The organism is Bacillus cereus group sp. MG4, from assembly GCF_040460055.1.
In the GTDB taxonomy this organism is placed as follows: domain Bacteria; phylum Bacillota; class Bacilli; order Bacillales; family Bacillaceae_G; genus Bacillus_A; species Bacillus_A wiedmannii.
In genome coordinates this window covers 931,626-955,574 of the sequence record NZ_JARVGZ010000001.1, presented here as the reverse complement: position 1 = coordinate 955,574, position 23,949 = coordinate 931,626, and the positions used below count along the sequence as shown (strand labels likewise).

Below are 23,949 nucleotides of genomic sequence, written 5' to 3'. Positions count from 1 at the left end.
AACAAATTTTTCAGAAAATTTATATGATTTTTTAATTCTAAGAAATAAATATTAGGTTATTAAATTATAATCTTGCATATTTTGGAATGTGAATATATAATATCGGTATACGATGTATCGTAAGTTGATATATCTGAAGGCGATGTATCGGAGGTAGTTATAATGAATGTGAAAGCGCAAAAATATATTCCGTTAACTGAAGCGACATATTACATATTGTTGTCATTAGTGAAGCCAATGCACGGTTACGGAATTATGCAAATGGTAGAAGCGATGACAAATGGAGAAGTAAAACTCGGTCCTGGGACTTTGTACGGGAATACGACGAAGTTACTAAAAGAGAAGTTAATAGTTGAAGTCGCCTTTACAGATAGAAAGAAGTGTTATGAGTTAACGCCACTTGGTAGAGAAGTATTAGAGCTAGAGCATAACAGGTTGCAGAGATCGGTAAGAAATGGAAATAGTATATTAGGGGAGTGATTAGAAGGTGGAGACGAAAAGGGTATTCAAATTTTTTACAGCATGGAATTTAGAAAAAGAAGAAGCTTTTTTACGAAAGATGCATCAGCAAGGTTGGGCATTACAAAAATATAATTTAATGTATACGTTTCAGAAAACGGAGCCAAAAGATGTAATATACAAAGCTGATTTTAGATTGGTTTATAGAGATTCGAAAGAACAACAACAAGAGTATTTCGAAATATACGAAATGTCAGGTTGGAAACGCGTAACAAGTTTCGCAAGATGGAATTATTTTTGTAAAGAAGTAGAAGAGGTAAATGAATTGCCTGATATTTACTCAGAAAAGGAGACGAGGATACAAAAACTAAATGAGTTATTAGTATTCTTTGTTATTATGTTAGCAGCTATATTACCATCAATGTATAATCAATTTATAAGCCCGATGGAATCAAGAGTGCCAATTTGGGCGAAAGTTATAACAGGTCTTTCAGGTTGTATGTGGATGTACTTCTTTATAAGACTCACTTGGAAAATCAAGAAATTAAAAAGTGAAATATTATAATAAAGAGTAGAGTGTAAAAGAAGTTGATGAGAGGGGAAATCGGAATCAACTTCTTTTGTCTCTATATAAATGTAATTTATTCACTCTTTTTTACATAATAAAAACTATATAATTACGGTGTAGAAATACCAGTTAACAAACAAAGGTATTAAACTAAAAAAATCATAAATGAACAAGAAATGATTCTCAATAATAACCACCAGTTAAAAATATTAATAAAATCCTATATGTTAAAATTGTTTGATTAATTACCCTTTTATGAACATTAACAAAAGAATGTGAAGTTTAATATATAATAAGGAAGAGATACGTTTTTAATTACCGTATTAAAAGGAAAATCCCTTATAGAGAAATCTATTTCTACAAGGGATAGTAAAGACATTATTAGAAAGATTGATTTTGTGCAGGTTTAATAAATTGTTCTGGATTTTCAACAAGTCCGCATACAGCGCATTGGACTCTGTATGTTGGTCCTTGATAGGACATATGAAAAGCATTCATCGTTTCATTTGTGTATTCTTCTTCTACTTGACCAGTTTGTGGATTTAATTTGACTGGTTTTACTTGTTGCTCAAGAATATTAAAGCGAGTACGGTTCGTTTTACAGCTTGGACATAGCATTGGTTCCATATGTATACACCTCCATTTGTAGCATTTCTTAAACTCTTTAATTTTATGCAAGCAAAAAAACTTTCTCAATATAAATGGGTATTTAAAGTATTCAAAATTCAGAAAAAATAAAATATAATAAAGGTACGAACTGGTTATGTCCAAACCAAATCTCCTGTTTTATGCCAATAAGCTGGGGGGCCGAGAAATCGGCCTCATTTTTTTGTGCTCGTTGCTATAAGGAACAAGGTTTTTATGAGACATTTGTCGAAATTTTAGGGATGGATATAAAGGAGGATGTAAAATGAATTTAAAAATGAAGTACATCATTTTATATGTAGAAAAGTTTGAAGAATGTTTAAGATTTTATAAAGATATTTTACAGTTACCTATAAAAGCAGAGCATGGTACATATATTGAATTTAATACTGGTTCTACAATTTTAGCGCTGAACACAAGGCAAGATGTGAAAGAATTAACAGGACTACCACTTACAGAAGGTGAGTTACAATCTTCTCATTTTGAATTGGGATTCGTTGTTGATCATGTACAAGAAACAATCGAACAATTTAGAGAGCAAGGTATTAAAATCTTAGTTGAACCAATTGTGAAACCGTGGGGACAAACAATTGCATACATTGCCGATCCAGATGGGAATTATATTGAAATTTGCAGTTCATTAGAATAGAAGGAGAAAAAGAGATGGGGTTTCCGAAACTAGAAACAGAACGTTTACAATTAAGAGAACTAACACTGTTAGATGCAGAAACGATGTTCCGTTATTTTTCAAAAGAATCTGTTATACGTTATTTTGGAATGGATTCTTTCGAAAATATTGAGCAAGCGAAAACAACGATTCAAACGTTTAAAAATCGTTATGAAGAAGGAACTGTATTTCGCTGGGGAATTGAGAAAAAGGGTACAGGCCAATTAATCGGAACGTGCGGATTTCATTTAATAAACAAGCATCATAAGCGAGCTGAAATTGGTTATGAACTAGACGATACATATTGGGGACAAGGGTATGCAACGGAAGCGTTACAGGCGATTTTAACTTACGGGTTTGAAACGTTACAACTTATAAGAATTGCAGCTGTTGTATATGTAGAAAATAAAGCTTCTCAAAAATTATTAAGTAAAGCAGGGTTTCAAAAAGAAGGATTACTTCGAAAACATATGATTCAAAATGAAGTTGCTCATGATACAATTTTATACTCGTTATTAAAAGAAGAGTGGAAGAAGTAATGCGTACAAATGAGTTTATAAATGTTATGAAGAAGCATAAAGAAAATAGGTTCATTCTAGGTATTGATGGACTAAGTCGATCGGGTAAAACAACATTTGTAACAAACTTAAAAGAAAATATGAAACAAGAAAGCATCCCGTTTCATATTTTTCATATTGATGATCATATAGTAGAACGTAATAAACGGTATCATACTGGCTATGAAGAATGGTATGAGTATTATTATTTACAATGGGATATTGAATGGCTTCGGCAGAAGTTTTTTCAGAAGTTACAAAATGAAACAAAACTGAAATTACCGTTCTATAATAATGAGACAGATTCATGCGAAATGAAAAACGTACAGATCCCCATAGTAGGCGTAATTGTAATAGAAGGTGTTTTTCTACAGAGAAAAGAATGGAGAGATTTCTTTCATTATATGGTGTATTTAGATTGTCCAAGAGAGACACGTTTTCTTCGGGAGAGTCCGGAAACGCAGAAAAACCTTTCAAAGTTTGAAAATAGGTATTGGAAAGCAGAGGATTATTACTTAGAAAGTGAAACACCACAGAAGAGAGCGAACTTAGTTATATAATGATTAGAAAATAGAAAGGTGAACAGAATGAATATTTTATGGGATTTTGATGGGACGTTATTTGATACGTATCCAGTTTATACAAAAATTCTTTCTCAAGTTTTAGGGAAGGAAATAAGTGGAGAGGAAATCTATACAAAGTTAAAGGTTTCATTTTCTCACGCAATTGATTATTATAAAATATCTAAAAAACAATTAAGTGAAATTGATGTATTAGAGAGTCGCATTATGATAGAAGATATAAAACCATTTGAAAAAGTGGAAGAGGTATTAAAGTTTGCCGATAAAAATGTGATTATGACTCATAAAGATAGAGAAGGGGTGTTATCTATATTAAAACATTACGGCTGGGAAAAATACTTCGTAGACATGGTTACAATTGACGATGGTTTCCCCCGAAAACCGAACGCTTTATCTTATGATCATTTGCATAAAAAGCACAATATTGATTTAGCTATTGGTGATAGAGAATTGGATTTATTACCTGCAAAAGAATTAGGTATTTCAACATGTATGTTTCAAGGGAACTGTGATGTAGCGGATTATTCTTTAGCACATTACTCGGAATTTTTTAAGGTAGTAATTGATAGAGAGGTTATTTTATAAATAATTTAAATAAAACCTCTACTTTTTGCTTGAAAGTAGAGGTTATTTTCTATGCTTTATAAAAATTAATACTATCTAGTACATAGAAAGAGATTAGTATAACAATTTGAATTATATAGTTATAGATAAACCTATAGATAAAAAGATTTCAATAAAGCGAGTGATCCCATGAGTATTTTTATTTTAGAAGATGATGTCATACAAGCACGGCAAATGAAGCGGTTAGTTGAAGAGGTTTGTGAGGAGTATATGTTGCCTTTTGATTTTATAGAGGTAACAAGTAAAAGTGAAAACATTATTACGAACATTCCTAAGGCGAGGTATGTCCCAATCTATTTTTTAGATATAGAGATTAAACGGGAAGAACGGAAAGGTTTACAAGTGGCGCAAGAGATACGAAAGTATGATACGCAAGGAATTATTGTTTTTGTAACGACGCATTCTGAATTTGCACCTATTTCATATCAATACATGGTATCAGCTTTAACTTTTATTGATAAAGGGTTGCCATACGAGGAGAGGCGTAACGTTTTTGAACAATGTTTACTCCAATATGAAGCGCGTAATAAGCATATTATTCCGTCCGATGACTTTATCGTTGAAAATAGTAATGCAACTGTGCGGGTTCCGTTTCATGAAGTTGAATATGTTATGACCGATGAACCGCACCGTTTAGCATTAGTGACGTTAGATCGAATTGTTTATTTTTATGGGACTTTAAAAGAAATTGAATTAGTAGATGAACGTTTATTTCGTTGTCATCAATCATATATCGTGAATACGAAGCAACTGTCTTCTTACGATGCGAAGCAAAAAATGATAGTTTTAAAAAGCGGGAAACGCATTCCAGTATCACGGCGCTTAGTGAGTAAAGTACGTAACATATTAAAGGGTGAGATGTAATGTATATTTATGATTTATTTGCAATACTGCTTACTAGTATGAGCCATACGTTTTTATATATTCAATTAATCCGGTACAATAGATTATCAGTTAGAATGTTAATAGCTTTAAGTGCAGTATTCATTATTTTACTTGCTATTGTCGTAACAGTAACGAGATATCCAGAATTGAATAGTACCATTGTGTTATTTCTAATAAGTTTAGGATTAATGCAAAATGAATTAAAACTTAAGCATAATGTATATTTTGCACTAGTGAGCATGGTGATTATAACGTTAGTAAAAATGTTGCTTTTCGATTTAGGAATGAAAATCTTTATGTTAACGCCATTCAATTTATATTTATGGACAGGAAGCATGATTCACCTTACCGTATCGGCACTTACTTTTATCGGTATTTTTGTAGCCCGTAAAAGAATCCCAAAAATTGCTCAATATATAGTAGGTAGTCCGCTATACTATGTAACTTATATATTATTAATTGCCGGATTTATTATTGAACTAATCTTAACTCAGCCATCTTCTGCGTTATTAGCACAATTAAATCAACAATACAGTGAAGTAAGTTATATTTCAGCGATTATTATATTTTTATTATTACTAATCATTGTGCTAATAAGCTCACACTTATCGAAAGAAAAGTTACGAGAAGAGCACGAAAAACGTTTAGATAAAGAGTTATTAGATTATGTAGAGAAATTAGAGGATATGCACGATGAGCTTGCTAGTTTCCGTCATGATTATATGAATATATTACTATCGTTAGAAGAGGGCATACGTACGAAAAATGTGAAAGAAATTGAGCAAGTGTACTATGATGTTATAGCTCCTACGTTAAAAACAATAAATGATCATGAACTTGATATTGCGAAATTATCTCGCGTACATATCCCTGAAGTGAGAAGTGTATTAAGGGCGAAAGTTAGCACTGCCCAGCACCAACAAATAAAAATAATGCTCGATATACCAGAGAATATTGAAAGTGTTTCGATGACGGTTATTTCATTTATTCGCATCATTTCAGTTTTAGTAGACAATGCAATTGAAGAAGCAGTACATAGTGAGGAAAAGATATTGCAAATCGCATTCTTTGAAATGGATTCACGACAATATTTTATCGTGCGTAATAGTTCAAAGAGTGAAGCGATTGATTTGCAAAAAATTTATGAGAAAAACCATTCAAGTAAAGAGGGGGCTAGAGGATACGGGTTATTCTCATTAAAACGTATCATGAATAAAACAAATAATGCGACGTTAGAAACAACTTATGTACGTCCTTATTTCACGCAAACATTCATATTAAAAGAGATAAAATGACCATCTATGATGAAAATGAAACCGAATAGGAAAGAACTACATACTTTCTTCACTCGTTTTTATACACTTCAAGTAAGAGGTGAAGCGAGATGAATGGACTTATTTTTACAACAATGATTTGCTTTGGTTTACCGCTTGTAGCACTTTTATATGCTGTTTGGAAGAAACGCTATATTCCATATATGTTAGGTGTATTGGCTTTTGTTGTATCGCAAATATTGATCCGCATACCAATACTGAATTATGTAAATGGAACTAGCACAGATTTTCAAATGTTTTCAATAATGCAGCCTGTATTATTTGTACTTTTGCTTAGTTTATCAGCTGGAATTTTTGAAGAGATAGCTCGTTTTATCGCAATGCGTTATTTTATGAAGCAACGAGATTGGCAGTCTGGTTTTTTATTTGGAGCAGGGCATGGTGGTATTGAAGCGGTGTTGATAGTTGGTATCCCGGTAATATCCCTATTATTGTCACAAACAGTCATTCAAAATGGTGACAGTTATTATTTCGGTGGTATTGAGCGCATCTTCGCGATGGTATTGCATATTGGACTTTCCTTCATTATATTACAAGCTGTCGTCCAAAAGAAATTTCGTTATGTTGTCTATGCAATTCTCATCCATGGAACTGCAAATGCATTAGCTGGCATTATATCGCTATATGTACCAGGGAAAAGCGGGATCATAATGTCAGAAGTTTCAATAGCAATTTGTGCTTTACTCGTTTTTAGTTATAGTTTCACTTTAAAAAGAAAGGGTGTATGAAAATGAGAAGAATGTTACTTATTATTATAAGTGCTATCGCGGCGTTCGCGCTTGCAGCATGTACCGGTAATAAAGTAGATGAAAGTACGTCAAAAAAGTTTATTCCAAAGGCGGAAGAAATTGTATCATTACTAAATGAGGCGAAGTATAAAGACGTACACGAAAAATTTGATAGTAAAATGAAAGCTGGATTGCCAGAAGAAAAAATGAAAGATCTTACACCTGTAATTGAGAAAGCCGGTACGTTCGAAAAAATTGAGAAAAAATCGATTGAAGAAAAAGATGGTTCATATACTGTTATTCTTGTAGCCAAATATAGTAAAGAACAACGGACATTCATTATAACTTATAATGATAAAGAAGAAATAGCAGGTTTATATATTAACTAAAAACAGATACAGTGGAAGTTCTCGCTGTATCTGTTTTTTTGTGTTAACCAAATTATGGATATTTGTGCTAATATGAACTCATAGCTATAGAGAAGGGGTGTGTGAGTATGAAAACTGAAATAGTTCCTAAAAAGAAGTACAGCATAATAAGCTACATATCTTTACTCATCGGCATTTTATGTTTTCTATTCGTTTTTATAACGCCAACAAGGATAGCGAATGCAGGTAATATAGTGGGAGATTATATTACAGTCGCACTCACAGTTGCAGGAATTATACTTTCTATCATTACGATGACGAAAAAAGCAGAGAAGAAGGGGATTGCTATTCTTTCATTAATACTGTCCTCATCATTTTTTATATTTTGGATCATCGCAATTATTTTATTGTTTACTGGTCAAATTAGTTTTGCGCCGTAATATGTAATAAAAAGAGTCCTTCTCGTATGAAGGACTCTTTTTATTCGGTATCTTCCGGTTGATATTCTAAAATATCCCCTGGTTGGCATTCTAACGCTTTACAAATAGCATCTAAAGTTGTAATTCTAATTGCTTTCGCTTTTCCATTTTTTAATATAGAAAGGTTAGCCATTGTAATTCCAACCTTCTCTGAAAGTTCAGTTACACTCATTTTTCTTTTCGCTAACATTACATCAATATTAATTATTATTGCCATGTTATTCACCTCAGACCGTTAAATCATTTTCTGATTTTATATCTATCGCATCTTTTAAAAGTCTTTGGAGAACGGCAGCAAAGACTGCGATAACTATTGAAGCAAAGATAAGGATCATGCCAATTATTATAATACCTGGTGCATCATCTCTCTCTGCTACAAGATAGAAAAGCGGCATACCTACTACATATAATACACTAATTGTAATAGCACATTGTTTTATCTTTTTTAAAGCTCTAACAGATAATTTCGAGAAGGCGTTCCCCTTATCAATGTAGCTTACAAGTTTAAAGGCTTGATATAGAGCAAAATAAAAAGGTATCACCGTTGCATATAGATTGATTAAAACAAGATATTTTATATATGCAATATCCGGGTATAAGTCCGCTGCGTAATTCCCAATATTAGGAATTAAAAATATACACAAAGCAAAAACAGGAATACCGATAAGGATAATTGCTGTCTTTAAAAAGAGTGTTGATCCTTGTTTCATATAAAGCACCTCATTTTTAAATTATCATATTAATTTAACATAAATTTTATCGTTTAACAATAAATTCTTATTTATTTCAATCGGATTTTTATTGAGAAACAAATTTTGGTGAAGAGAATGATAAGACGTTTTTATAAAAAAGGTGTGGTCTCTAGTTATTTAAACATAAAAAGCTATGATATGTACCGTTCGTTGCTTTACTAATAAAAGAAAGTAAAGGTAATGATTGTTAGCTTCATGAAAATTGGGGACTAATAAAACATATATAGGTTGTGGAAATCTTTTTGTATATAAATGAATGTGAAACATACGGAGGAACAACAATGTCGAATTTGGGTTTATTGATGAAGAGGTTACTGTTAGTAGGAACAATCACACTAAGTATGTTATGTACGGAAAGCATGATGAATTATCATACGGTGGAAGCTAAGGTGAAACAAGTAGAACGGCAACCGAAAAATGTAATCATAATGGTTATGGATGGAACGAGTTCTTCAGCAACGACATTAGCTCGCTTGTATAAAGGGAAACCACTTGCACTAGATGAAATTGTAACAGGAGGAGTTCGTACCTATTCGGCGGAATCAGCTATAACAGACTCAGCCCCAGCAGCTACAGCTTTAGCGACGGGGAATAAATCGAATTCAGGATATGTAGGTATATTACCTTCTATTGTAAGTTCACCTGGATTAAAATCAATAAAAGAAGAGGACAAGTTACGTCCAGTTGCCAATGTTTTAGAAGGTGCCAAACGCACTGGTCGCGCAACTGGAATTGTTGCTACAGCTGAAATTCAGCATGCTACTCCCGCTGGATTTTCTGCTCACCATATTAACCGTAAGCGTTTTGACGTAATTGCGGAGCAGCAAGTGTATCAAAATATAGATGTCGTATTAGGTGGGGGAAAAGAGGCACTGATACCTATAAAAAGAAAAGATGGTGAAGATTTAGTAAAGGTGATTCAAGACAAAGGATACGACTTTGTTGAAACGAAAGATGCATTATTGAACTCTAAATCTAAGAAAATTTGGGGCTCTTTCTCACATAATGCTCTTGCGTTTGATATGGATCGTGAAGTAACAAATCCGGAGCAACCAACACTTTCTCAAATGACGGAAAAAGCAATTCAAACACTATCAAAAGATAAAGATGGTTTCTTTTTATTTGTAGAGGGAAGTAAGCCAGACTGGGCAGCTCATGTGAACGATCCAATAGGGATGATTAGTGATGTATTAGCATTTGATAACGCAGTTGCAGAAGCATTGGAATTTGCAAAAAAAGATGGTAATACGATGTTAATAGCTGTAACTGATCATGGTAACAGCGGTATTTCTATTGGGAATGCGAATACGACAAAAGGCTATAATATTACGCCGGTCTCTGCATACATTGGTCCATTAAAAAAATCGAAAATGACACTTGAAGGTGCTACAAATAAACTAAAATCTGATTTATCAAATGTAGAAGATGTAGCTAAATTATACGGTTTGGACAATTTAACTTATGATGAAAAAGAAAGAGTAAAAGCAGCAAAAAAGAAATCGGATGTAGGTCCAATACTTACTACATTATTGGCCAATCATGCGAACATAGGCTTCACAACAGGAGGCCATACAGGTGAGGATGTGTTTTTATATTCTTACGGTCCTCAAAAGCCATACGGTTTGATCCAAAACATAGACATTGCGAAGACGATGGCGAAAGCAATGGAATTTAACTTAGAAGAAGTAACAAACAAATTATTTATAGAGAGTGAATCAGCCTTTCAACAAAACGGTGCAACAGTAACAATAGATAATACTGATGCAGAAAACCCGGTGCTCATAGTAAAACGTAATAATGTAAAAGCTCAATTATTTGTAAATAAAAATATAATTCGTATTAAGAATAAAGAATATGAATTAGGTAGTGTCGTTGTAGAAAGCAATGGTAAGTTCTATATACCAGAAGAAGCAATCCGCTTATTCATAAAGCATTCTCGTTAAAAAAATGCCAATTCCTTAGCAAGTACTTAGGAATTGGCATTTTTTGTGTAGATGAAATTTCATTCGAAAACAAGAGTAAAGAGAATCGCTGTTTCTACAAAAATATTCTCTACGTTTATAAGTTATTGTGAATGAGGATTTTGCAATATTAGACCTATTACTATCATATATTTTTCGCCCTGCCTAAAAAAAATTTCTCAACATTTTCTTTGTTGAAAAATATTGAATATTCGTATTATAACGAATATTATGTTGTTATCGGCAAAAAACGATAATTTGCAGACACTGGGGAGGAAATACATTGAAAAAGAAATTAAAACCATTAGCGGTATTAACAACAGCAGCAGTACTAAGTGGTACGTTTGCTTTTGGAGGTCATGCAGCGTATGCTGAGACACCAACATCATCTCTACCAATAGATGAGCACTTAATACCAGAGGAACGTTTGGCAGAAGCGCTGAAACAACGGGGAGTAATTGATCAATCTGCATCACAAGCTGAGACATCAAAGGCTGTCGAAAAATATGTTGAGAAAAAGAAAGGGGAAAACCCTGGAAAAGAAATCTTGACAGGAGATAACCTTACGCAAGAAGCTTCAGATTTTATAAAGAAAGTAAAAGATGCAAAAATGAAGGAGAATGAACAGGCGCAGCAACCAGAAGTAGGACCAGTTGCTGGACAAGATGCAGGATTGAATTCTAGAAAATTAAATGGAAAAGTACCTACTACACCAGCGAAGCAAGCTGAGTACAATGGAACTGTTCGAAAAGATAAAGTACTTGTTTTACTCGTAGAATTTAGCGATTTTAAGCATAATAATATTGATCAAGAACCGGGTTATATGTATTCTAAGGACTTTAATCGTGAACATTATCAAAAAATGTTATTTGGTGATGAGCCATTTACGTTATTTGATGGATCGAAGATTAATACATTTAAACAATATTATGAAGAACAATCTGGCGGAAGCTACACAGTTGATGGAACTGTAACAGAATGGCTTACTGTTCCAGGAAAAGCGTCAGATTATGGTGCGGATGCGGGTACTGGTCATGATAACAAGGGGCCTTTAGGACCAAAAGATTTTGTGAAAGAAGCATTAAAAGCAGCGGTAGCAAAAGGCATTAATTTAGCTGATTATGATCAATTTGATCAATACGATCAAGATGGTGATGGAAATAAAAACGAGCCAGATGGAATTATTGATCATTTAATGGTTGTACATGCGGGCGTAGGTCAAGAAGCTGGCGGCGGCAAATTGAAAGATGATGCGATTTGGTCTCATCGTTCAAAACTAGGCTCAAAGCCATATGCAATTGATGGTACAAAATCTTCAGTTTCAAATTGGGGCGGAAAGATGGCTGCATATGATTATACAATTGAGCCTGAAGACGGAGCAGTTGGTGTGTTTGCACATGAGTACGGTCATGATTTAGGCTTACCAGATGAATATGATACAAAGTATTCAGGGCAAGGTGAACCTGTTGAATCATGGTCCCTTATGAGCGGCGGTAGCTGGGCTGGAAAAATTGCGGGAACAGAGCCAACAAGTTTCTCGCCACAAAATAAAGAGTTTTTCCAAAAGAATATGAAGGGTAACTGGGCGAATATCGTTGAGGTAGATTATGATAAACTGCGCACAGGAATCGGTACTGCAACATTTTTAGATCAAAGTGTTACAAAATCAAAACGACCAGGAATCGTTCGTGTTAACTTGCCAGACAAAGATATAAAAAATATCGAATCAGCATTTGGTAAGAAGTTTTATTACAGCACAAAAGGAAATGATATTCATACAACACTTGAGACACCAGTATTTGACTTAAAGACTGCAACAGATGCTAAGTTTGATTATAAGGCATTTTATGAATTGGAAGCGAAGTATGATTTCCTTGACGTAAATGCGATTGCAGAAGATGGAACGAAGACACGTATTGATAGAATGGGCGAAAAAGATGTAAAAGGCGGCGTAGATACAACAGATGGTAAGTGGGTTGATAAATCATACGATTTAAGCCAATTTAAAGGAAAGAAAGTAAAACTGCAATTTGAGTATGTAACAGATATTGCAGTAGCTTATAAAGGATTTGCGTTAGACAATGCAGCATTAACTGTAGATGGAAAAGTTGTTTTCTCTGATGATGCAGAAGGACAGCCAGCAATGACGCTAAAAGGATTTACTGTGTCTAACGGATTTGAACAGAAAAAACATAACTACTATATCGAGTGGCGAAATTACGCTGGGTCTGACACGGCGCTACAGCATGCACGTGGTCCAGTATTTAATACAGGAATGGTTGTATGGTATGCGGATCAAAGCTTTACAGATAACTGGGTAGGCGTTCATCCAGGCGAAGGATTCCTTGGGGTAGTAGATTCTCATCCAGAGGCAATCGTAGGAACATTAAATGGACAACCAACTGTGAAGAGCAGTACGCGTTATCAAATTGCCGATGCGGCATTCTCATTTGATCAAACGCCAGCATGGAAAGTAAATTCGCCAACCCGCGGTATCTTTGATTATAAAGGATTGCCAGGCGTTGCGAAATTTGATGATTCTAAGCAATACATCAACAGTGTTATTCCAGATGCCGGACGTAAGTTGCCGAAACTTGGATTGAAGTTTGAAGTAGTAGGTCAAGCTGAAGACAAGTCTGCAGGTGCAGTTTGGATCCATCGCTAAAATAAAATGAAAAGGAGCTGCCATAAGTCGGTGAAACCTGACTTATGGCAGCTCTTTTTTTCTTGTGAGAAAAAACTGTTACATAAATACAAATCGAAAAAAATTACCATTTTAAAAAATGAAAAGATGTGCAGAAGTGAAAAAGTCCTCTGCTTTTATATATATTTATTGGAAAAAATAGATGTTTCTTTTATAATTGAAATGCTCCATCAGTCCGATTATATAAGGTTTTTTGACCGTAAGTAATTTGTAAGTAATGAGTAAGAAAAAAGAGATTTTTATATTATATAATATTTATTACAGCTACTTTTAACACCTGATACTAATAGTATGCTATAATGTGAATTAGCAACATAAAGGAAAGGAATTAAACCAATGACATTAGAAAATACTAAAAATTTAAAAAAACAAGTTGTTCCGTATGAAAAATCAACGATTAAAAAAAGTGTGTGGCAACTTATTAACACAATTGTGCCGTTCATTATTTTATGGTACCTTGCTTATAAAAGTTTGTCCGTTTCTTATTGGTTATCGTTAGTTCCATCTCTGTTAGCCGCGGGTTTTATGACACGGATTTTCATTATTTTTCATGATTGTACCCATTATTCATTCTTTAAAAGTCGACCTGCAAATAGAATCGTAGGGACATGTATGGGTGTGTTAACTTTATTCCCGTTTGATCAATGGGGACATGAGCATTCTATTCATCACGCTACAAGTGGTAATTTGGATAAGCGAGGTACAGGAGATATTTGGACGCTTACAGTTGATGAATATTTAGCTGCTCCATTTAGACTGCGTTTAGCATATCGCTTATATCGCAATCCGTTCGTTATGTTTGGATTAGGTCCGATTTATGTTTTCTTACTTAAAAATAGATTTAACCGAAAAGGTGCTAGACAGAAAGAACGTATGAATACGTATTTGACGAATATTATAATCGTTGCTTTAATAGCTATACTTTGCTGGGCAATTGGGTGGCAATCGTTTCTGTTAGTGCATGGTACGATATTCTTAATAGCAGGTTCAGTAGGAATTTGGCTGTTTTACGTACAGCACACATTCGAAGATTCTTATTTTGAAGAGGATAAAGATTGGGAATATGTGAAAGCGGCAGTGGAAGGAAGTTCATTTTATAAACTTCCAAAAATCTTGCAATTTCTAACTGGTAATATTGGATTCCATCATGTTCACCATTTAAGTCCAAGAGTACCTAACTATAAACTAGAAGAGGCACACAATAATACGCTTCCGTTAAAAAATGTACCAACGATTACACTTGCTACAAGCTTACGATCACTCCGTTTTCGTCTTTGGGATGAGAAAAGTAACAATTTTGTTACCTTTAAAGAATTCAAAAAAATAATTAAAAACAATGTTTCTGTTCGAGTGAAATCTGAACTATAATTTCATCGTATATAAAAAACTCTCCTTAATCATTTTCGATTTAAGGGGAGTTTTTGTTTAATTATTATATGATCGATATTGAGGAGGAGGAATGCTTATGTGTAGGTATAAATATAAAGAGACAGTAATTATATTATGCAAACAAAATGAATTATTATAATTTTTATTATAGTAAAGGATATAGTACATATATAATGGAAAGCAGAAGGTGGATGATAGTAATTATAAGAACACATACAACGTAATAAAATAATTCTTTCAAAAGGAAGGGGACATGAAAGATGTTGAAATTACAAGGAAAATACAATGAAGCAAAAGGATTTACGAATAACGTTGATGAGACTGCAACTGGGCAGATTGTTGATCTTTGTAACCAAGAATTCGTAAAGGATAGTCAAATACGTATTATGCCAGATACACATGCAGGAGCAGGTTGTACGATTGGGACAACAATGACAATACAAGATAAAATCGTCCCTAATCTTGTAGGGGTAGACATTGGTTGTGGTATGGAAGTTGTTGTAATTGATAAGAAAAAAGAAGAAATTAATTTCGATTACTTAGACGAAACGATTCGTAAATTTGTTCCAAGTGGTTTTCGTATCCGGGATAAAGAACATCGATTCTCAAAAATGATTGATTTTGATGGTGTGAAGGCCCCATATACATTACAACGAGCTCAAAAAAGTATAGGTACTCTTGGAGGCGGAAATCATTTCATTGAATTAAATGAAGATGATAAAGGAAATGTATATATTGTCATTCATAGCGGTTCTCGTAATTTAGGTAAACAAATAGCAGAGTATTACCAGAACTTCGCGTATGAACAACTAATTCATGTTACATCAATGAAGGATGAGATTATTAAGAGATTAACTAAAGAGGGGAGAGAAAAAGAAATACAAGAAACTTTACGTGGAATTAAGAAGCCACAGATTCGTAAAGAACTAGCTTATTTAGAAGGAGAAGGATTCAAAGATTATATGAATGACATGAATATAGCCCAAAAGTATGCTGCGTTAAATCGTAAAGCAATGATTGATGAAATTGTTACGAAAATGGACTGGAAAATTGCGGATCAATTTACTACAATACATAACTATATTGACATGGAAAATATGATTCTACGAAAAGGTGCTATTTCAGCTCAGAAAGATGAACGAGTAATTATTCCAATTAACATGAGAGATGGTTCAATTATTGCATTTGGTAAAGGTAATCCAGACTGGAACTTTTCTGGTCCGCATGGGGCAGGACGTATCATGAGCCGTAAGAAGGCTAAAGAATTATTGAGTTTAGAGGACTTTCAAAATACAATGACAGAGGTTTGGACTACATCGGTAGTAGAGAGCACAATTGATGAGGCGCCAATGGTATATAAGCCAATGGATGAAATTATCGAAAATACAAAAGAAACAATAGATATAAAGCACATTATTAAGCCATTATATAATTTTAAAGCGAATTAGAAGGGAGAAATAAGCAGCGAGAAAAAACTATTAATCCATATCTTTTGTATGGAGGCAATCTAAGTGATGTTATAGAAAAAGTCGATTTCCAGTGGAGTAAAGAAATCGACTTTTTATTAATTTTGTTGAACGAAAGCAACCGCTAGCGTAATAGTAAAAGATTAAAATCTCTTATTTCTCCCAAAGTTCGATCAATCGACCTTCAGGATCTTTAATCCAAATAAACTTTCCAAATTCACTTATTTCTTCTTTCTTTTCAATGGGTACACCAATATTCTCAAGATGCTGAATAGTCTCGTTTAGATTATGTACTTCGAAATTTAACATCACTTGCTGTTCTATCGGGAAATAATTGTCATTTTCGGTAAAGAAAGAAAAAATAGTTTCATTTCCTAATTGGGGCTTAATTATAGTCCCATTCCAATCTTCTATTTCAATTTTCAACACTTCACTGTACCATTTTTTTATAACATCCATATTTTTAGTTCTCCAAAATATTCCCCCGAAACCTTTAATCATCGTAAATAACTCCTGTCTATTTAAAAATTTTTAAGTATTATACATTCAATATATCAAAACAGTAATAGTAAAGAAAATCATTAACTTATAAACAGTAAAAAATCATAGTTACTAGTATTGTAGCATGTACTGTTGAAATGATACAGATATCATCCTTTGTATAAAGAGGATAGCGATACTGAATCGTCTTCCAAAAGTATCGGAAAATGAATGAAGGAACGACAAAACAAGTGACAGTGATAAATAATAAAAGACCGCACATGAAGTGAAAGCCATGTGCGGTCTTTTATATATAAGTATAGTATTACATAGTCTCGCTAATTTTAGTTTCACTTTGAGTGTTAGTAGAAATTCTTTTCTTAACTTTAAAGTGATAGTAGGTGTAGCAAAAGATGATAAATGGTACAGTGCAATAGATTCCAAGTCGTTGTTCTGGGATAAAAATCAGACTGATTAATATAATGCCATACAATCCAAAACCAAGAATTGGTACAAGTGGATAAAGTGGAGTTTTAAATTTTAAGTCTTCTAATCTTCCACCGTCTGCTAAATAATGTTTACGGAAAAAGAATTGAGAAACACAAATTGACATCCAAACAATGATTGTTATGACCCCCGAAATTGAAATTAACCATAAGTAAACTGTTTCAGCAGCTACAACGCTTGTCAATAGGGAAAAAGCAGAAATAGCAATTGTCAAAATTAAAGCGTTTAAAGGTATTCCTCGTGATGATAATTTCTTTAGAAAGGCCGGAGCCATTTCATTTTTTGATAATGACCAAAGCATGCGAGTTGCGGCGTACAGTCCAGAGTTTGCGACAGAAAGAACAGCAGTAAGAATAACAAAATTCATAATATCAGCTGCATATGGAATACCGATATTATCAAATACCGCAACGAATGGGCTTTTTGTTAATCCGGCTTCTTCCCAAGGAATTAAAGCAACAAGAACAAAGATTGCTAAGACGAAGAAAAACATCGTGCGCCATATAATATTTCTAATAGAACGAGGTAAAGTTTTTGCTGGATCTTCACTTTCACCTGCTGCGATTCCAACAAGTTCTGTACCTTGGAAGGAATAATTGACTGTAACCATTGTTAATAGAATAGCTGCAAGTCCATTTGGAAATAAACCGCCATGATTTACGAAATTTGATAATAACGGGGCTGGTTCGTCGCCTTTTAAATCAATAAAACCGAACATAGCGGCGCCACCAAGGATAATAAAAGCTATAATGGCAGATACTTTTATACTTGAAAACCAAAATTCTGTTTCTGCATAACTACGAGCAGATAATGCGTTAATAGTGAAGATTGTAACGCCAAATATTAAACACCAAACCCATACAGGAATATCAGGAAACCATCTCTGCATTGTAATGCCGGCAGTTGTAAATTCAAGACCGGTCGTATTCGCCCAGCTCAACCAATACAACCATCCGATTGTAAATCCAGCTGCAGGATTGATGAACTTAGTGGCATATTCCTGGAACGAACCTGAAACAGGCATGGCTACAGCAAGTTCACCAAGACAAAGCATAACAAAATACATTAATAATCCACCGGCCATAAAGGCAAGTACGGATCCACCAGGTCCAGCTTGACTTATAATAAAGCCAGATCCGTTAAATAACCCCGTTCCAATTACACCACCGAGTGCAATCATGAATAAGTGTCTACTTTTCATCGTACGTTTTAATTCATTGTTTGTATTGCTTACTTGCGTCATTGTTTTCCTCACTTTCGTAGTTGATAGAATAAAGTTAGATGTTTTTCCGTATTATGGAATGTATTCCGTGATGTGAAATCTTGTTATAATTTTCAGATAATTAAAAAGAAAAGTCAATCTTTTTTTGATTACGCTTTCAAATTATTATCCGTGGCATATTTTTATTTTTAGAAAATTGAATAAATGAATTGATTTCATTTTAGATTTTTGTTAAATTGATAGGTAATTGAGCGTACTAACATATTACAATTCAAGTTGAGGTGAGTTATGGTACAGTCCATTGATCGAGCGATAAGTATTATAAAGGTATTAAATTCTACTAATGAAAAAGAGTATTGGGCTATTTCTGATATAGCGGACAGAACACATCTCCCAGTTAGTACAGTACATAGATTACTTAACTCTTTAATCGAGCATGGGTTAGTTACGCAAATTTCAGAAACGAAACAGTACAAAATTGGGCCAATGTGGATGGAAGTAGGATTACGTCAACTGGAGAAGGTAGACTACAGATCGGTTGCAAGAGAAGTGATGAAGCGGTTAGCCTCTGAAGTGGAAGAAAGTGTTTATTTGAACATTCCAAATGGAACACATTCTATTATCATTGAAAGAATTGATAGTCCTTTAAAAATTCGAGTTATCGATAATTTAGGGGAACAAATTCCTCTTTCGATTGGTGCAGCAAATAAAACGATGCTCGCCAATATGAAAACGAATGAAATGGAACACATTGTAGAACATTTGCTTTCTTCTTTACCAGAACAAAGGCGTATTCTTTTAGAGCAAATAAAGCAAATAAGAAATGAAGGATATGCTGTAAGTTATGGTGAAAAAACAGAAGGGACAGCTTCAGTAGCTGCACCTATTATCGGATTTAATCATAAAGTAGTAGGAGCATTAAGTGTTGGGTTAATTAGTCATCGCATAAATGATGATCGACTATCTTTTCTTATTAGTAAGGTAAAACAAGCAGCTCATGAAATATCAATAAAAATCGGCAGTACATCAGAACTATAATTTTGATAACTGTCGTCATTTTTTATTCATATAATGGAATTCATTTTCATAATGCGGAAAAATAGGGGGATTTATATGTCAAAGTGGCAATCAAAAGAACAATTAATTCAATTATTAAGCAGTCTTGTTGAAATTCCTAGTATTACAGGTACAGAATCGGAAGTAATATTGCCAGACTTTGTTGTGGAACAATTATCTGATTTACAATACTTTAAAGAAAACCCGCATCATTTGCAAAAAAATCCGACGGGGGACGGACGATTTTTTGTTACAGCATTAGTAAAGAAAAGCGATAGTACGAAAAATACAGTAGTTCTAGTTAGTCACTTTGATGTTGTAGATGTACAAGATTACGGAGTGTGGAAAGAAGATGCATTCAATCCTAAAAAGTTAACGTCTATGTTTTATTCTCATAAAGATGAATTACCAGATCAAGTACGTGAAGATATAGAAGAAGGGGATTGGCTATTTGGTAGAGGAACAATGGACATGAAATGCGGCCTCACATTACAAATGGCAATGATTGAGCAAGCCAGTGAAGGCAGATTTGATGGGAATGTTCTTTTATTGGCGGTTCCAGATGAAGAAGTAAACTCTGTAGGGATGAGAGCTGCTGTTCCAAGATTATTAGAGTTAGCAAGAGAATATGACTTGGATTATAAAACGGTACTAAATTCAGAGCCTGTGTTTTCAAGGCATCCTGGTGACCAAAAGAAATATATTTATACTGGTTCTATTGGTAAGGTGTTACCTGGTTTTCTTTGCTACGGAAAAGAGACGCATGTAGGTGAACCTTTTGCAGGCTTAAATGGGAGTTATATGGCTTCTTTAATAACGGCAGAATTAGAGTTGAATACAGAACTTTGTGATATTGTAGAAGGGGAAGCGAGTCCTCCGCCAACTAACTTACTTCAAAGGGACTTAAAGGAAGATTATTCTGTACAAATTCCGCATCGTGCAGTCACATTATTTAATTTGTTTTTATTAGAAAAATCAATGACAGATGTCGTTTCATTGTTACGTCAAAAAGTAACAAAAGTAGCAGAGAAAATAGAAGAATCATACGAGAAGCAAGCATATCGTTTTTCTAAATATAATCCGTTTATACCGCCTAATATGAAAGTAAATGTATTAACGTATGAAGAGCTTATCGCTTACGCAATTGAACAACATGGGCAAGAGAAAATAGATGATATTCAATCTAGCATTATAAAAAATAGAGAAGATAAAGATGATCGTGCGGTAACAATTGATTTAGTAGATAAACTAGCTATTTTATGTAAAGAAAAGGCGCCGATGATTGTACTTTTCTTTGCTCCGCCATATTATCCAGCTGTAAGTTCACGCAACAACTCGTTAATTAAAGAAGTAGTTGCAGAAATGGAAAAGTATGCTCACTACAATCATAACATTACATTTGAAAACCAAAACTATTTTGGAGGAATTTCAGATTTGAGCTATGTAGGCTTACAGAATCCACTAGATTCAATGAGTTCACTTGTAGACAATATGCCATTATGGGATAAAGGTTATTCGATTCCACTTCAGGATTTAGAAGAATTTGACGTTCCAGTATTAAATATGGGGCCGGTAGGAAAAGATGCACATCAATGGACAGAACGTTTAGATGTAAATTACGCATTTGAAACGCTATTAGATATGTTACCGAAATGCATTGAAAAATTATTAGTTTCTAATAAAATTACACAATCATAGTAGGGAATAAGGAAGGGATAAAACTAAAATCTCAAAAGAAGATATAAATGAAATTATTGTAGTATAACCAAAAGAACGGGCAAACTCAAGTATCTATGAGTTTGTCCGTTTATTATTTAGTGAAAACCGGAGGGTATGTAATCCACTATTTTCTAGTTGAACTCATGTAAATTTATAGCTAACGTAATCTCTTTTATAGTTTTAATTTTTCGTTTGCCTAGATAGTTCAACAGACTTTTGCGTACAACGTTGCATAGCGGAAATAATTGCAGTTCGTAAGCCTTTTTCCTCTAATGTTGCTACAGCTTCTATCGTTGTTCCGCCAGGAGAACAAACCATATCTTTCAATTCACCTGGATGTATGCCTGTTTCTAGCACCATTTTTGCAGAGCCTAACACAGCTTGAGCAGCGAATTTATATGCTTGATTTCTTGGCATGCCATCTAGTACAGCAGCATCTGCCATCGCTTCTATAATCATATATACGTATGCTGGTGAAGAACCACTTACAGATGTTACAACATCCATTAATTTTTCACTTACGATCTCTGCTTGACCAAAGCTATTGAAAATGTTTAGCACATCTTCTAAATCTTTTTCTGTCACCATTTCATTAGCACATAATGCAGACATTCCTTCTCCAACAAGAGCAGGGGTATTAGGCATTACTCGTACAACTTTTAATTTCTTATCAAAAGATTCCTCTGTACTTTTGATACTTTTTCCAGCAGCGATCGTTACGATGATAACATCGTTTTTGATTACTTCTTTTATTTCGTTAATGATTGATGCGTATAGGTCTGGTTTAATTGATAAAATTAGAATATCAGCATTTTTAGCTACTTCATTGTTGTCAGTAGTTGTAGTTAGCCCATATTTTTTACTAGCATTTTTTAAATTCGTAGTGTTTAAATCCGAACAAATAATATTATTTGCAGACACTATCTTTTTGTTTAGCATCCCGCCAATGATAGCCATCCCCATATTTCCGCATCCGATGAATCCAATTTGTTTGTCCATAATAATTCAATCTTGCTCCTTTTATAATAAATTATATCATTTTGAAACTGTTATCTTAAAATAACAATAACATCTACATGCAATATAAAGAAACATTCTAAGAGAATATATTCCTTTTTGCAACACCAAAAGATAAAAATCAATTATATTCGACATTCTGTAAATATATACACTATAATTTAAGGTATTATGTTTATGAATATGAGTTAAACTTATATCGATTTGTATTTTCATTCAGTAGGTCAATAATTTCATGCAAGTAACTTGCCGCTCTATTTATTTTTAAAAATACTTCTTGACACCAAATCAAACTATATCGCATAATATAAAAAATTAAACCGAAAATCGTTGAAGGGAAATAGTACATATGTCTTCTTGCGAAAGAGAGTGGAATTCACCGGCTGAAAGATTCCTCGTATAGAATATATCGAACCTATCCCTGAGTCTTAAATGAAAGTTTAGGCGTTCGCCTGCGTTATAGGCGTCAAGTGGATATCTATGTATATCAATTAAGGTGGTACCGCGGAACAATGACCGTTTCGTCCTTTTTATTTTATTAAGGGCGAAGCGGTCATTTTTATTTTGCTCTTAAATAGGCTAGGCGCAGCATTGAAAAGAATAGAATCGCTGCAAGCTATATGAATAGAAGTGTAATTTATAAAAAACTTTGATTTTAGACTTGGGGGATAAAAAAGTGAAAAAACAACGAATTGTTGTAAAGATTGGGAGTAGTTCCTTGGCAGATAGTCACGGAGGCATTTCTAAAGAACAACTTTCAGATCACGTTGCCGCATTGGCTCGATTGAAAGAGGAAGGGCATGAAGTTTTGTTAATTACATCTGGGGCTGTCGCTGCAGGTTTTTCGGCTCTAGGATATCCTACCAGACCTGTGACAATTAAAGGAAAACAGGCTGCTGCGGCTGTCGGACAAAGTTTGTTAATGCAGGCGTACACGGAGGAATTTCGTAAATATGGTATCGTTACTGCGCAACTATTGCTGACGAGAAGTGATTTTTCTAGAAAAGAACAATATAGTAACGCTTACGCTACTTTAGGAGAGTTACTAAACCGTTCTGCTCTTCCAATCATTAATGAAAATGATTCCATCTCTTTAGAGGAGCTGACGTTCGGTGATAATGATATGCTTTCAGCTTTAGTAAGCGGGCTTGTTTCGGCGGATATGCTAATGATTTTTACGGATGTGAACGGTTTATACGACAAAAACCCTCAGAAAAATGAGGATGCGAAAAAATATTATTTCCTTCCTGAAGTTACAGAAGAAATCGCTTCTCTTGCAGGAGATGCTGGCTCAAAACTTGGGACTGGCGGTATGAAATCAAAAATTGATGCTGCAAAGACAGCACTCTCTCTTGGTGTGAGTGTATTTATCGGAACAGGACGTGGACAAGAGAAATTTGTAGATGTTTTGAAGGGCAAAGGTGACGGAACGTATGTCGGAAATGCCCCTCAAAAAGAAATGAAGATGAATAAGCAATGGATTGCTTTGCATTCGGTTGTTAGCGGACAAATTGAAATAGACGCCGGAGCAACTACAGCAATCATTCAGCATGGCAAGAGTCTTCTTCCTGCTGGCGTTACAAATGTGTCAGGATTTTTCAAAGTTGGCGATGTCGTAGAAGTAATGACGCAACAAGGGCGCGTCATCGGAAAAGGACAATGCACATATAGCGCAGAGGAACTAAGAGATGTAAAAGGTATGCAAAGCCAAGATATTCAAGCAAGAGGCGAAAGGCATAATTATGAAGTCATTCATAGAGATTATTGGGTTTCACTTTAAG

At 34.1% G+C, this 23,949-nt stretch carries 24 protein-coding genes and 1 other annotated feature; of the genes, 18 read left to right on the top strand and 6 right to left on the bottom strand.

Annotated features, from left to right (window positions below):
* The first annotated feature begins 162 nt into the window (after positions 1 to 162).
* Together QCI41_RS04995 and QCI41_RS04990 are read left to right on the top strand one after the other, a co-directional pair.
* Positions 163 to 480, top strand: a complete 318-nt coding sequence (locus QCI41_RS04995) for a PadR family transcriptional regulator (protein ID WP_353838115.1) — start codon at positions 163 to 165, stop codon at positions 478 to 480.
* Between the two features lie 7 nt (positions 481 to 487).
* Complete coding sequence (locus QCI41_RS04990) at positions 488 to 1,024, top strand: DUF2812 domain-containing protein (RefSeq protein WP_000448683.1); 537 nt, start codon at positions 488 to 490, stop codon at positions 1,022 to 1,024.
* 384 nt (positions 1,025 to 1,408) lie between these two features.
* Here QCI41_RS04990 and QCI41_RS04985 read toward each other — a convergent pair whose 3' ends face one another.
* Entirely contained in the window at positions 1,409 to 1,654 is a 246-nt protein-coding gene (locus QCI41_RS04985; protein WP_087984630.1) for a DNA alkylation repair protein, read from the bottom strand.
* 283 nt (positions 1,655 to 1,937) lie between these two features.
* Between QCI41_RS04985 and QCI41_RS04980 the strand changes: the two genes are divergently transcribed.
* The 9 genes from QCI41_RS04980 (at position 1,938) to QCI41_RS04940 (ending at position 7,856) form a co-directional block, all read left to right on the top strand.
* The gene (locus QCI41_RS04980; protein ID WP_353838116.1) at positions 1,938 to 2,321 is read left to right on the top strand and encodes a VOC family protein; all 384 of its coding nucleotides are present in this window, start codon (positions 1,938 to 1,940) and stop codon (positions 2,319 to 2,321) included.
* A gap of 14 nt (positions 2,322 to 2,335) precedes the next feature.
* Entirely contained in the window at positions 2,336 to 2,878 is a 543-nt protein-coding gene (locus QCI41_RS04975) for a GNAT family N-acetyltransferase (RefSeq protein ID WP_353838117.1), read from the top strand.
* Entirely contained in the window at positions 2,878 to 3,456 is a 579-nt protein-coding gene (locus tag QCI41_RS04970) for a kinase (protein WP_353838118.1), read from the top strand. The genes QCI41_RS04975 and QCI41_RS04970 overlap by 1 nt, the downstream gene beginning before the upstream one ends.
* Before the next feature lie 27 nt (positions 3,457 to 3,483).
* The gene (locus QCI41_RS04965; RefSeq protein WP_353838119.1) at positions 3,484 to 4,062 is read left to right on the top strand and encodes an HAD-IA family hydrolase; all 579 of its coding nucleotides are present in this window, start codon (positions 3,484 to 3,486) and stop codon (positions 4,060 to 4,062) included.
* A 168-nt stretch (positions 4,063 to 4,230) separates the two neighbouring features.
* A complete protein-coding gene (locus QCI41_RS04960; RefSeq protein WP_000021642.1) occupies positions 4,231 to 4,965 on the top strand; it encodes a LytR/AlgR family response regulator transcription factor in 735 nt (244 codons plus the stop codon).
* Positions 4,965 to 6,281 carry a GHKL domain-containing protein gene (locus tag QCI41_RS04955; RefSeq protein WP_353838120.1) on the top strand — a complete coding sequence of 439 codons (1,317 nt, stop codon included), beginning with the start codon at positions 4,965 to 4,967 and terminating at the stop codon, positions 6,279 to 6,281. The genes QCI41_RS04960 and QCI41_RS04955 overlap by 1 nt, the downstream gene beginning before the upstream one ends.
* Before the next feature lie 89 nt (positions 6,282 to 6,370).
* On the top strand, positions 6,371 to 7,048 hold the full coding sequence (locus QCI41_RS04950; protein WP_064469839.1) for a YhfC family glutamic-type intramembrane protease: 678 nt from the start codon (positions 6,371 to 6,373) through the stop codon (positions 7,046 to 7,048).
* 2 nt (positions 7,049 to 7,050) lie between these two features.
* A complete protein-coding gene (locus QCI41_RS04945) occupies positions 7,051 to 7,437 on the top strand; it encodes a DUF3887 domain-containing protein (RefSeq protein WP_060487194.1) in 387 nt (128 codons plus the stop codon).
* 107 nt (positions 7,438 to 7,544) lie between these two features.
* Positions 7,545 to 7,856 (top strand): hypothetical protein, encoded by a 312-nt coding sequence (locus tag QCI41_RS04940; RefSeq protein ID WP_000845551.1) that lies wholly within the window; start codon positions 7,545 to 7,547, stop codon positions 7,854 to 7,856.
* A 40-nt stretch (positions 7,857 to 7,896) separates the two neighbouring features.
* Here the strand turns inward: QCI41_RS04940 and QCI41_RS04935 are convergent, their stop codons facing one another.
* Positions 7,897 to 8,112 (bottom strand): helix-turn-helix domain-containing protein, encoded by a 216-nt coding sequence (locus tag QCI41_RS04935; RefSeq protein ID WP_000974615.1) that lies wholly within the window; start codon positions 8,110 to 8,112, stop codon positions 7,897 to 7,899.
* Between the two features lie 10 nt (positions 8,113 to 8,122).
* Positions 8,123 to 8,605, bottom strand: coding sequence for a DUF2975 domain-containing protein (locus QCI41_RS04930; RefSeq protein WP_046954197.1), 483 nt, complete (start codon positions 8,603 to 8,605; stop codon positions 8,123 to 8,125).
* Positions 8,606 to 8,928: 323 nt separating this feature from the next.
* Here QCI41_RS04930 and QCI41_RS04925 point away from each other — a divergent pair, with 323 nt between their 5' ends.
* The 4 genes from QCI41_RS04925 to QCI41_RS04910 all read left to right on the top strand — a co-directional run bounded on the left by QCI41_RS04925 (position 8,929) and on the right by QCI41_RS04910 (position 16,149).
* Entirely contained in the window at positions 8,929 to 10,590 is a 1,662-nt protein-coding gene (locus tag QCI41_RS04925; protein WP_353838121.1) for an alkaline phosphatase, read from the top strand.
* Between the two features lie 301 nt (positions 10,591 to 10,891).
* The gene (locus QCI41_RS04920; RefSeq protein WP_353838122.1) at positions 10,892 to 13,273 is read left to right on the top strand and encodes an immune inhibitor A domain-containing protein; all 2,382 of its coding nucleotides are present in this window, start codon (positions 10,892 to 10,894) and stop codon (positions 13,271 to 13,273) included.
* Positions 13,274 to 13,648: 375 nt separating this feature from the next.
* Positions 13,649 to 14,680: a Delta(5) desaturase DesA gene (gene desA / locus QCI41_RS04915; protein ID WP_353838123.1), complete on the top strand. Its 1,032-nt coding sequence runs from the start codon at positions 13,649 to 13,651 to the stop codon at positions 14,678 to 14,680.
* Positions 14,681 to 14,961: 281 nt separating this feature from the next.
* On the top strand, positions 14,962 to 16,149 hold the full coding sequence (locus QCI41_RS04910) for an RtcB family protein (protein WP_353838124.1): 1,188 nt from the start codon (positions 14,962 to 14,964) through the stop codon (positions 16,147 to 16,149).
* A gap of 171 nt (positions 16,150 to 16,320) precedes the next feature.
* Here QCI41_RS04910 and QCI41_RS04905 read toward each other — a convergent pair whose 3' ends face one another.
* Together QCI41_RS04905 and QCI41_RS04900 are read right to left on the bottom strand one after the other, a co-directional pair.
* Entirely contained in the window at positions 16,321 to 16,668 is a 348-nt protein-coding gene (locus QCI41_RS04905; protein ID WP_353838125.1) for a VOC family protein, read from the bottom strand.
* A 304-nt stretch (positions 16,669 to 16,972) separates the two neighbouring features.
* Positions 16,973 to 18,397 carry an amino acid permease gene (locus tag QCI41_RS04900; RefSeq protein ID WP_353838126.1) on the bottom strand — a complete coding sequence of 475 codons (1,425 nt, stop codon included), beginning with the start codon at positions 18,395 to 18,397 and terminating at the stop codon, positions 16,973 to 16,975.
* Positions 18,398 to 18,664: 267 nt separating this feature from the next.
* Between QCI41_RS04900 and QCI41_RS04895 the strand changes: the two genes are divergently transcribed.
* Positions 18,665 to 19,414 (top strand): IclR family transcriptional regulator, encoded by a 750-nt coding sequence (locus QCI41_RS04895; protein ID WP_353838127.1) that lies wholly within the window; start codon positions 18,665 to 18,667, stop codon positions 19,412 to 19,414.
* Positions 19,415 to 19,489: 75 nt separating this feature from the next.
* Complete coding sequence (locus QCI41_RS04890) at positions 19,490 to 21,130, top strand: M20/M25/M40 family metallo-hydrolase (RefSeq protein ID WP_353838128.1); 1,641 nt, start codon at positions 19,490 to 19,492, stop codon at positions 21,128 to 21,130.
* Positions 21,131 to 21,331: 201 nt separating this feature from the next.
* Here QCI41_RS04890 and proC read toward each other — a convergent pair whose 3' ends face one another.
* Entirely contained in the window at positions 21,332 to 22,150 is an 819-nt protein-coding gene (gene proC / locus QCI41_RS04885) for a pyrroline-5-carboxylate reductase (RefSeq protein WP_353838129.1), read from the bottom strand.
* A 339-nt stretch (positions 22,151 to 22,489) separates the two neighbouring features.
* Positions 22,490 to 22,700 (top strand) — a binding site (T-box leader).
* Positions 22,701 to 22,844: 144 nt separating this feature from the next.
* On the opposite strand from proC, the gene proB reads away from it, so the two are divergent.
* On the top strand, positions 22,845 to 23,948 hold the full coding sequence (proB, locus tag QCI41_RS04880; RefSeq protein ID WP_353838130.1) for a glutamate 5-kinase: 1,104 nt from the start codon (positions 22,845 to 22,847) through the stop codon (positions 23,946 to 23,948).
* Position 23,949: the final 1 nt, after the last annotated feature.

Bases quoted from the DNA above. Each gene is read 5' to 3' on its own strand.
- QCI41_RS04995 (WP_353838115.1), top strand. From the start codon at position 163: ATGAATGTGAAAGCGCAAAAATATATTCCGTTAACTGAAGCGACATAT.
- QCI41_RS04985 (WP_087984630.1), bottom strand. From the start codon at position 1,654: ATGGAACCAATGCTATGTCCAAGCTGTAAAACGAACCGTACTCGCTTT.
- QCI41_RS04980 (WP_353838116.1), top strand. From the start codon at position 1,938: ATGAATTTAAAAATGAAGTACATCATTTTATATGTAGAAAAGTTTGAA.
- QCI41_RS04975 (WP_353838117.1), top strand. From the start codon at position 2,336: ATGGGGTTTCCGAAACTAGAAACAGAACGTTTACAATTAAGAGAACTA.
- QCI41_RS04970 (WP_353838118.1), top strand. From the start codon at position 2,878: ATGCGTACAAATGAGTTTATAAATGTTATGAAGAAGCATAAAGAAAAT.
- QCI41_RS04965 (WP_353838119.1), top strand. From the start codon at position 3,484: ATGAATATTTTATGGGATTTTGATGGGACGTTATTTGATACGTATCCA.
- QCI41_RS04960 (WP_000021642.1), top strand. From the start codon at position 4,231: ATGAGTATTTTTATTTTAGAAGATGATGTCATACAAGCACGGCAAATG.
- QCI41_RS04955 (WP_353838120.1), top strand. From the start codon at position 4,965: ATGTATATTTATGATTTATTTGCAATACTGCTTACTAGTATGAGCCAT.
- QCI41_RS04950 (WP_064469839.1), top strand. From the start codon at position 6,371: ATGAATGGACTTATTTTTACAACAATGATTTGCTTTGGTTTACCGCTT.
- QCI41_RS04945 (WP_060487194.1), top strand. From the start codon at position 7,051: ATGAGAAGAATGTTACTTATTATTATAAGTGCTATCGCGGCGTTCGCG.
- QCI41_RS04940 (WP_000845551.1), top strand. From the start codon at position 7,545: ATGAAAACTGAAATAGTTCCTAAAAAGAAGTACAGCATAATAAGCTAC.
- QCI41_RS04935 (WP_000974615.1), bottom strand. From the start codon at position 8,112: ATGGCAATAATAATTAATATTGATGTAATGTTAGCGAAAAGAAAAATG.
- QCI41_RS04930 (WP_046954197.1), bottom strand. From the start codon at position 8,605: ATGAAACAAGGATCAACACTCTTTTTAAAGACAGCAATTATCCTTATC.
- QCI41_RS04925 (WP_353838121.1), top strand. From the start codon at position 8,929: ATGTCGAATTTGGGTTTATTGATGAAGAGGTTACTGTTAGTAGGAACA.
- desA (WP_353838123.1), top strand. From the start codon at position 13,649: ATGACATTAGAAAATACTAAAAATTTAAAAAAACAAGTTGTTCCGTAT.
- QCI41_RS04910 (WP_353838124.1), top strand. From the start codon at position 14,962: ATGTTGAAATTACAAGGAAAATACAATGAAGCAAAAGGATTTACGAAT.
- QCI41_RS04905 (WP_353838125.1), bottom strand. From the start codon at position 16,668: ATGATTAAAGGTTTCGGGGGAATATTTTGGAGAACTAAAAATATGGAT.
- QCI41_RS04900 (WP_353838126.1), bottom strand. From the start codon at position 18,397: ATGACGCAAGTAAGCAATACAAACAATGAATTAAAACGTACGATGAAA.
- QCI41_RS04895 (WP_353838127.1), top strand. From the start codon at position 18,665: ATGGTACAGTCCATTGATCGAGCGATAAGTATTATAAAGGTATTAAAT.
- QCI41_RS04890 (WP_353838128.1), top strand. From the start codon at position 19,490: ATGTCAAAGTGGCAATCAAAAGAACAATTAATTCAATTATTAAGCAGT.
- proC (WP_353838129.1), bottom strand. From the start codon at position 22,150: ATGGACAAACAAATTGGATTCATCGGATGCGGAAATATGGGGATGGCT.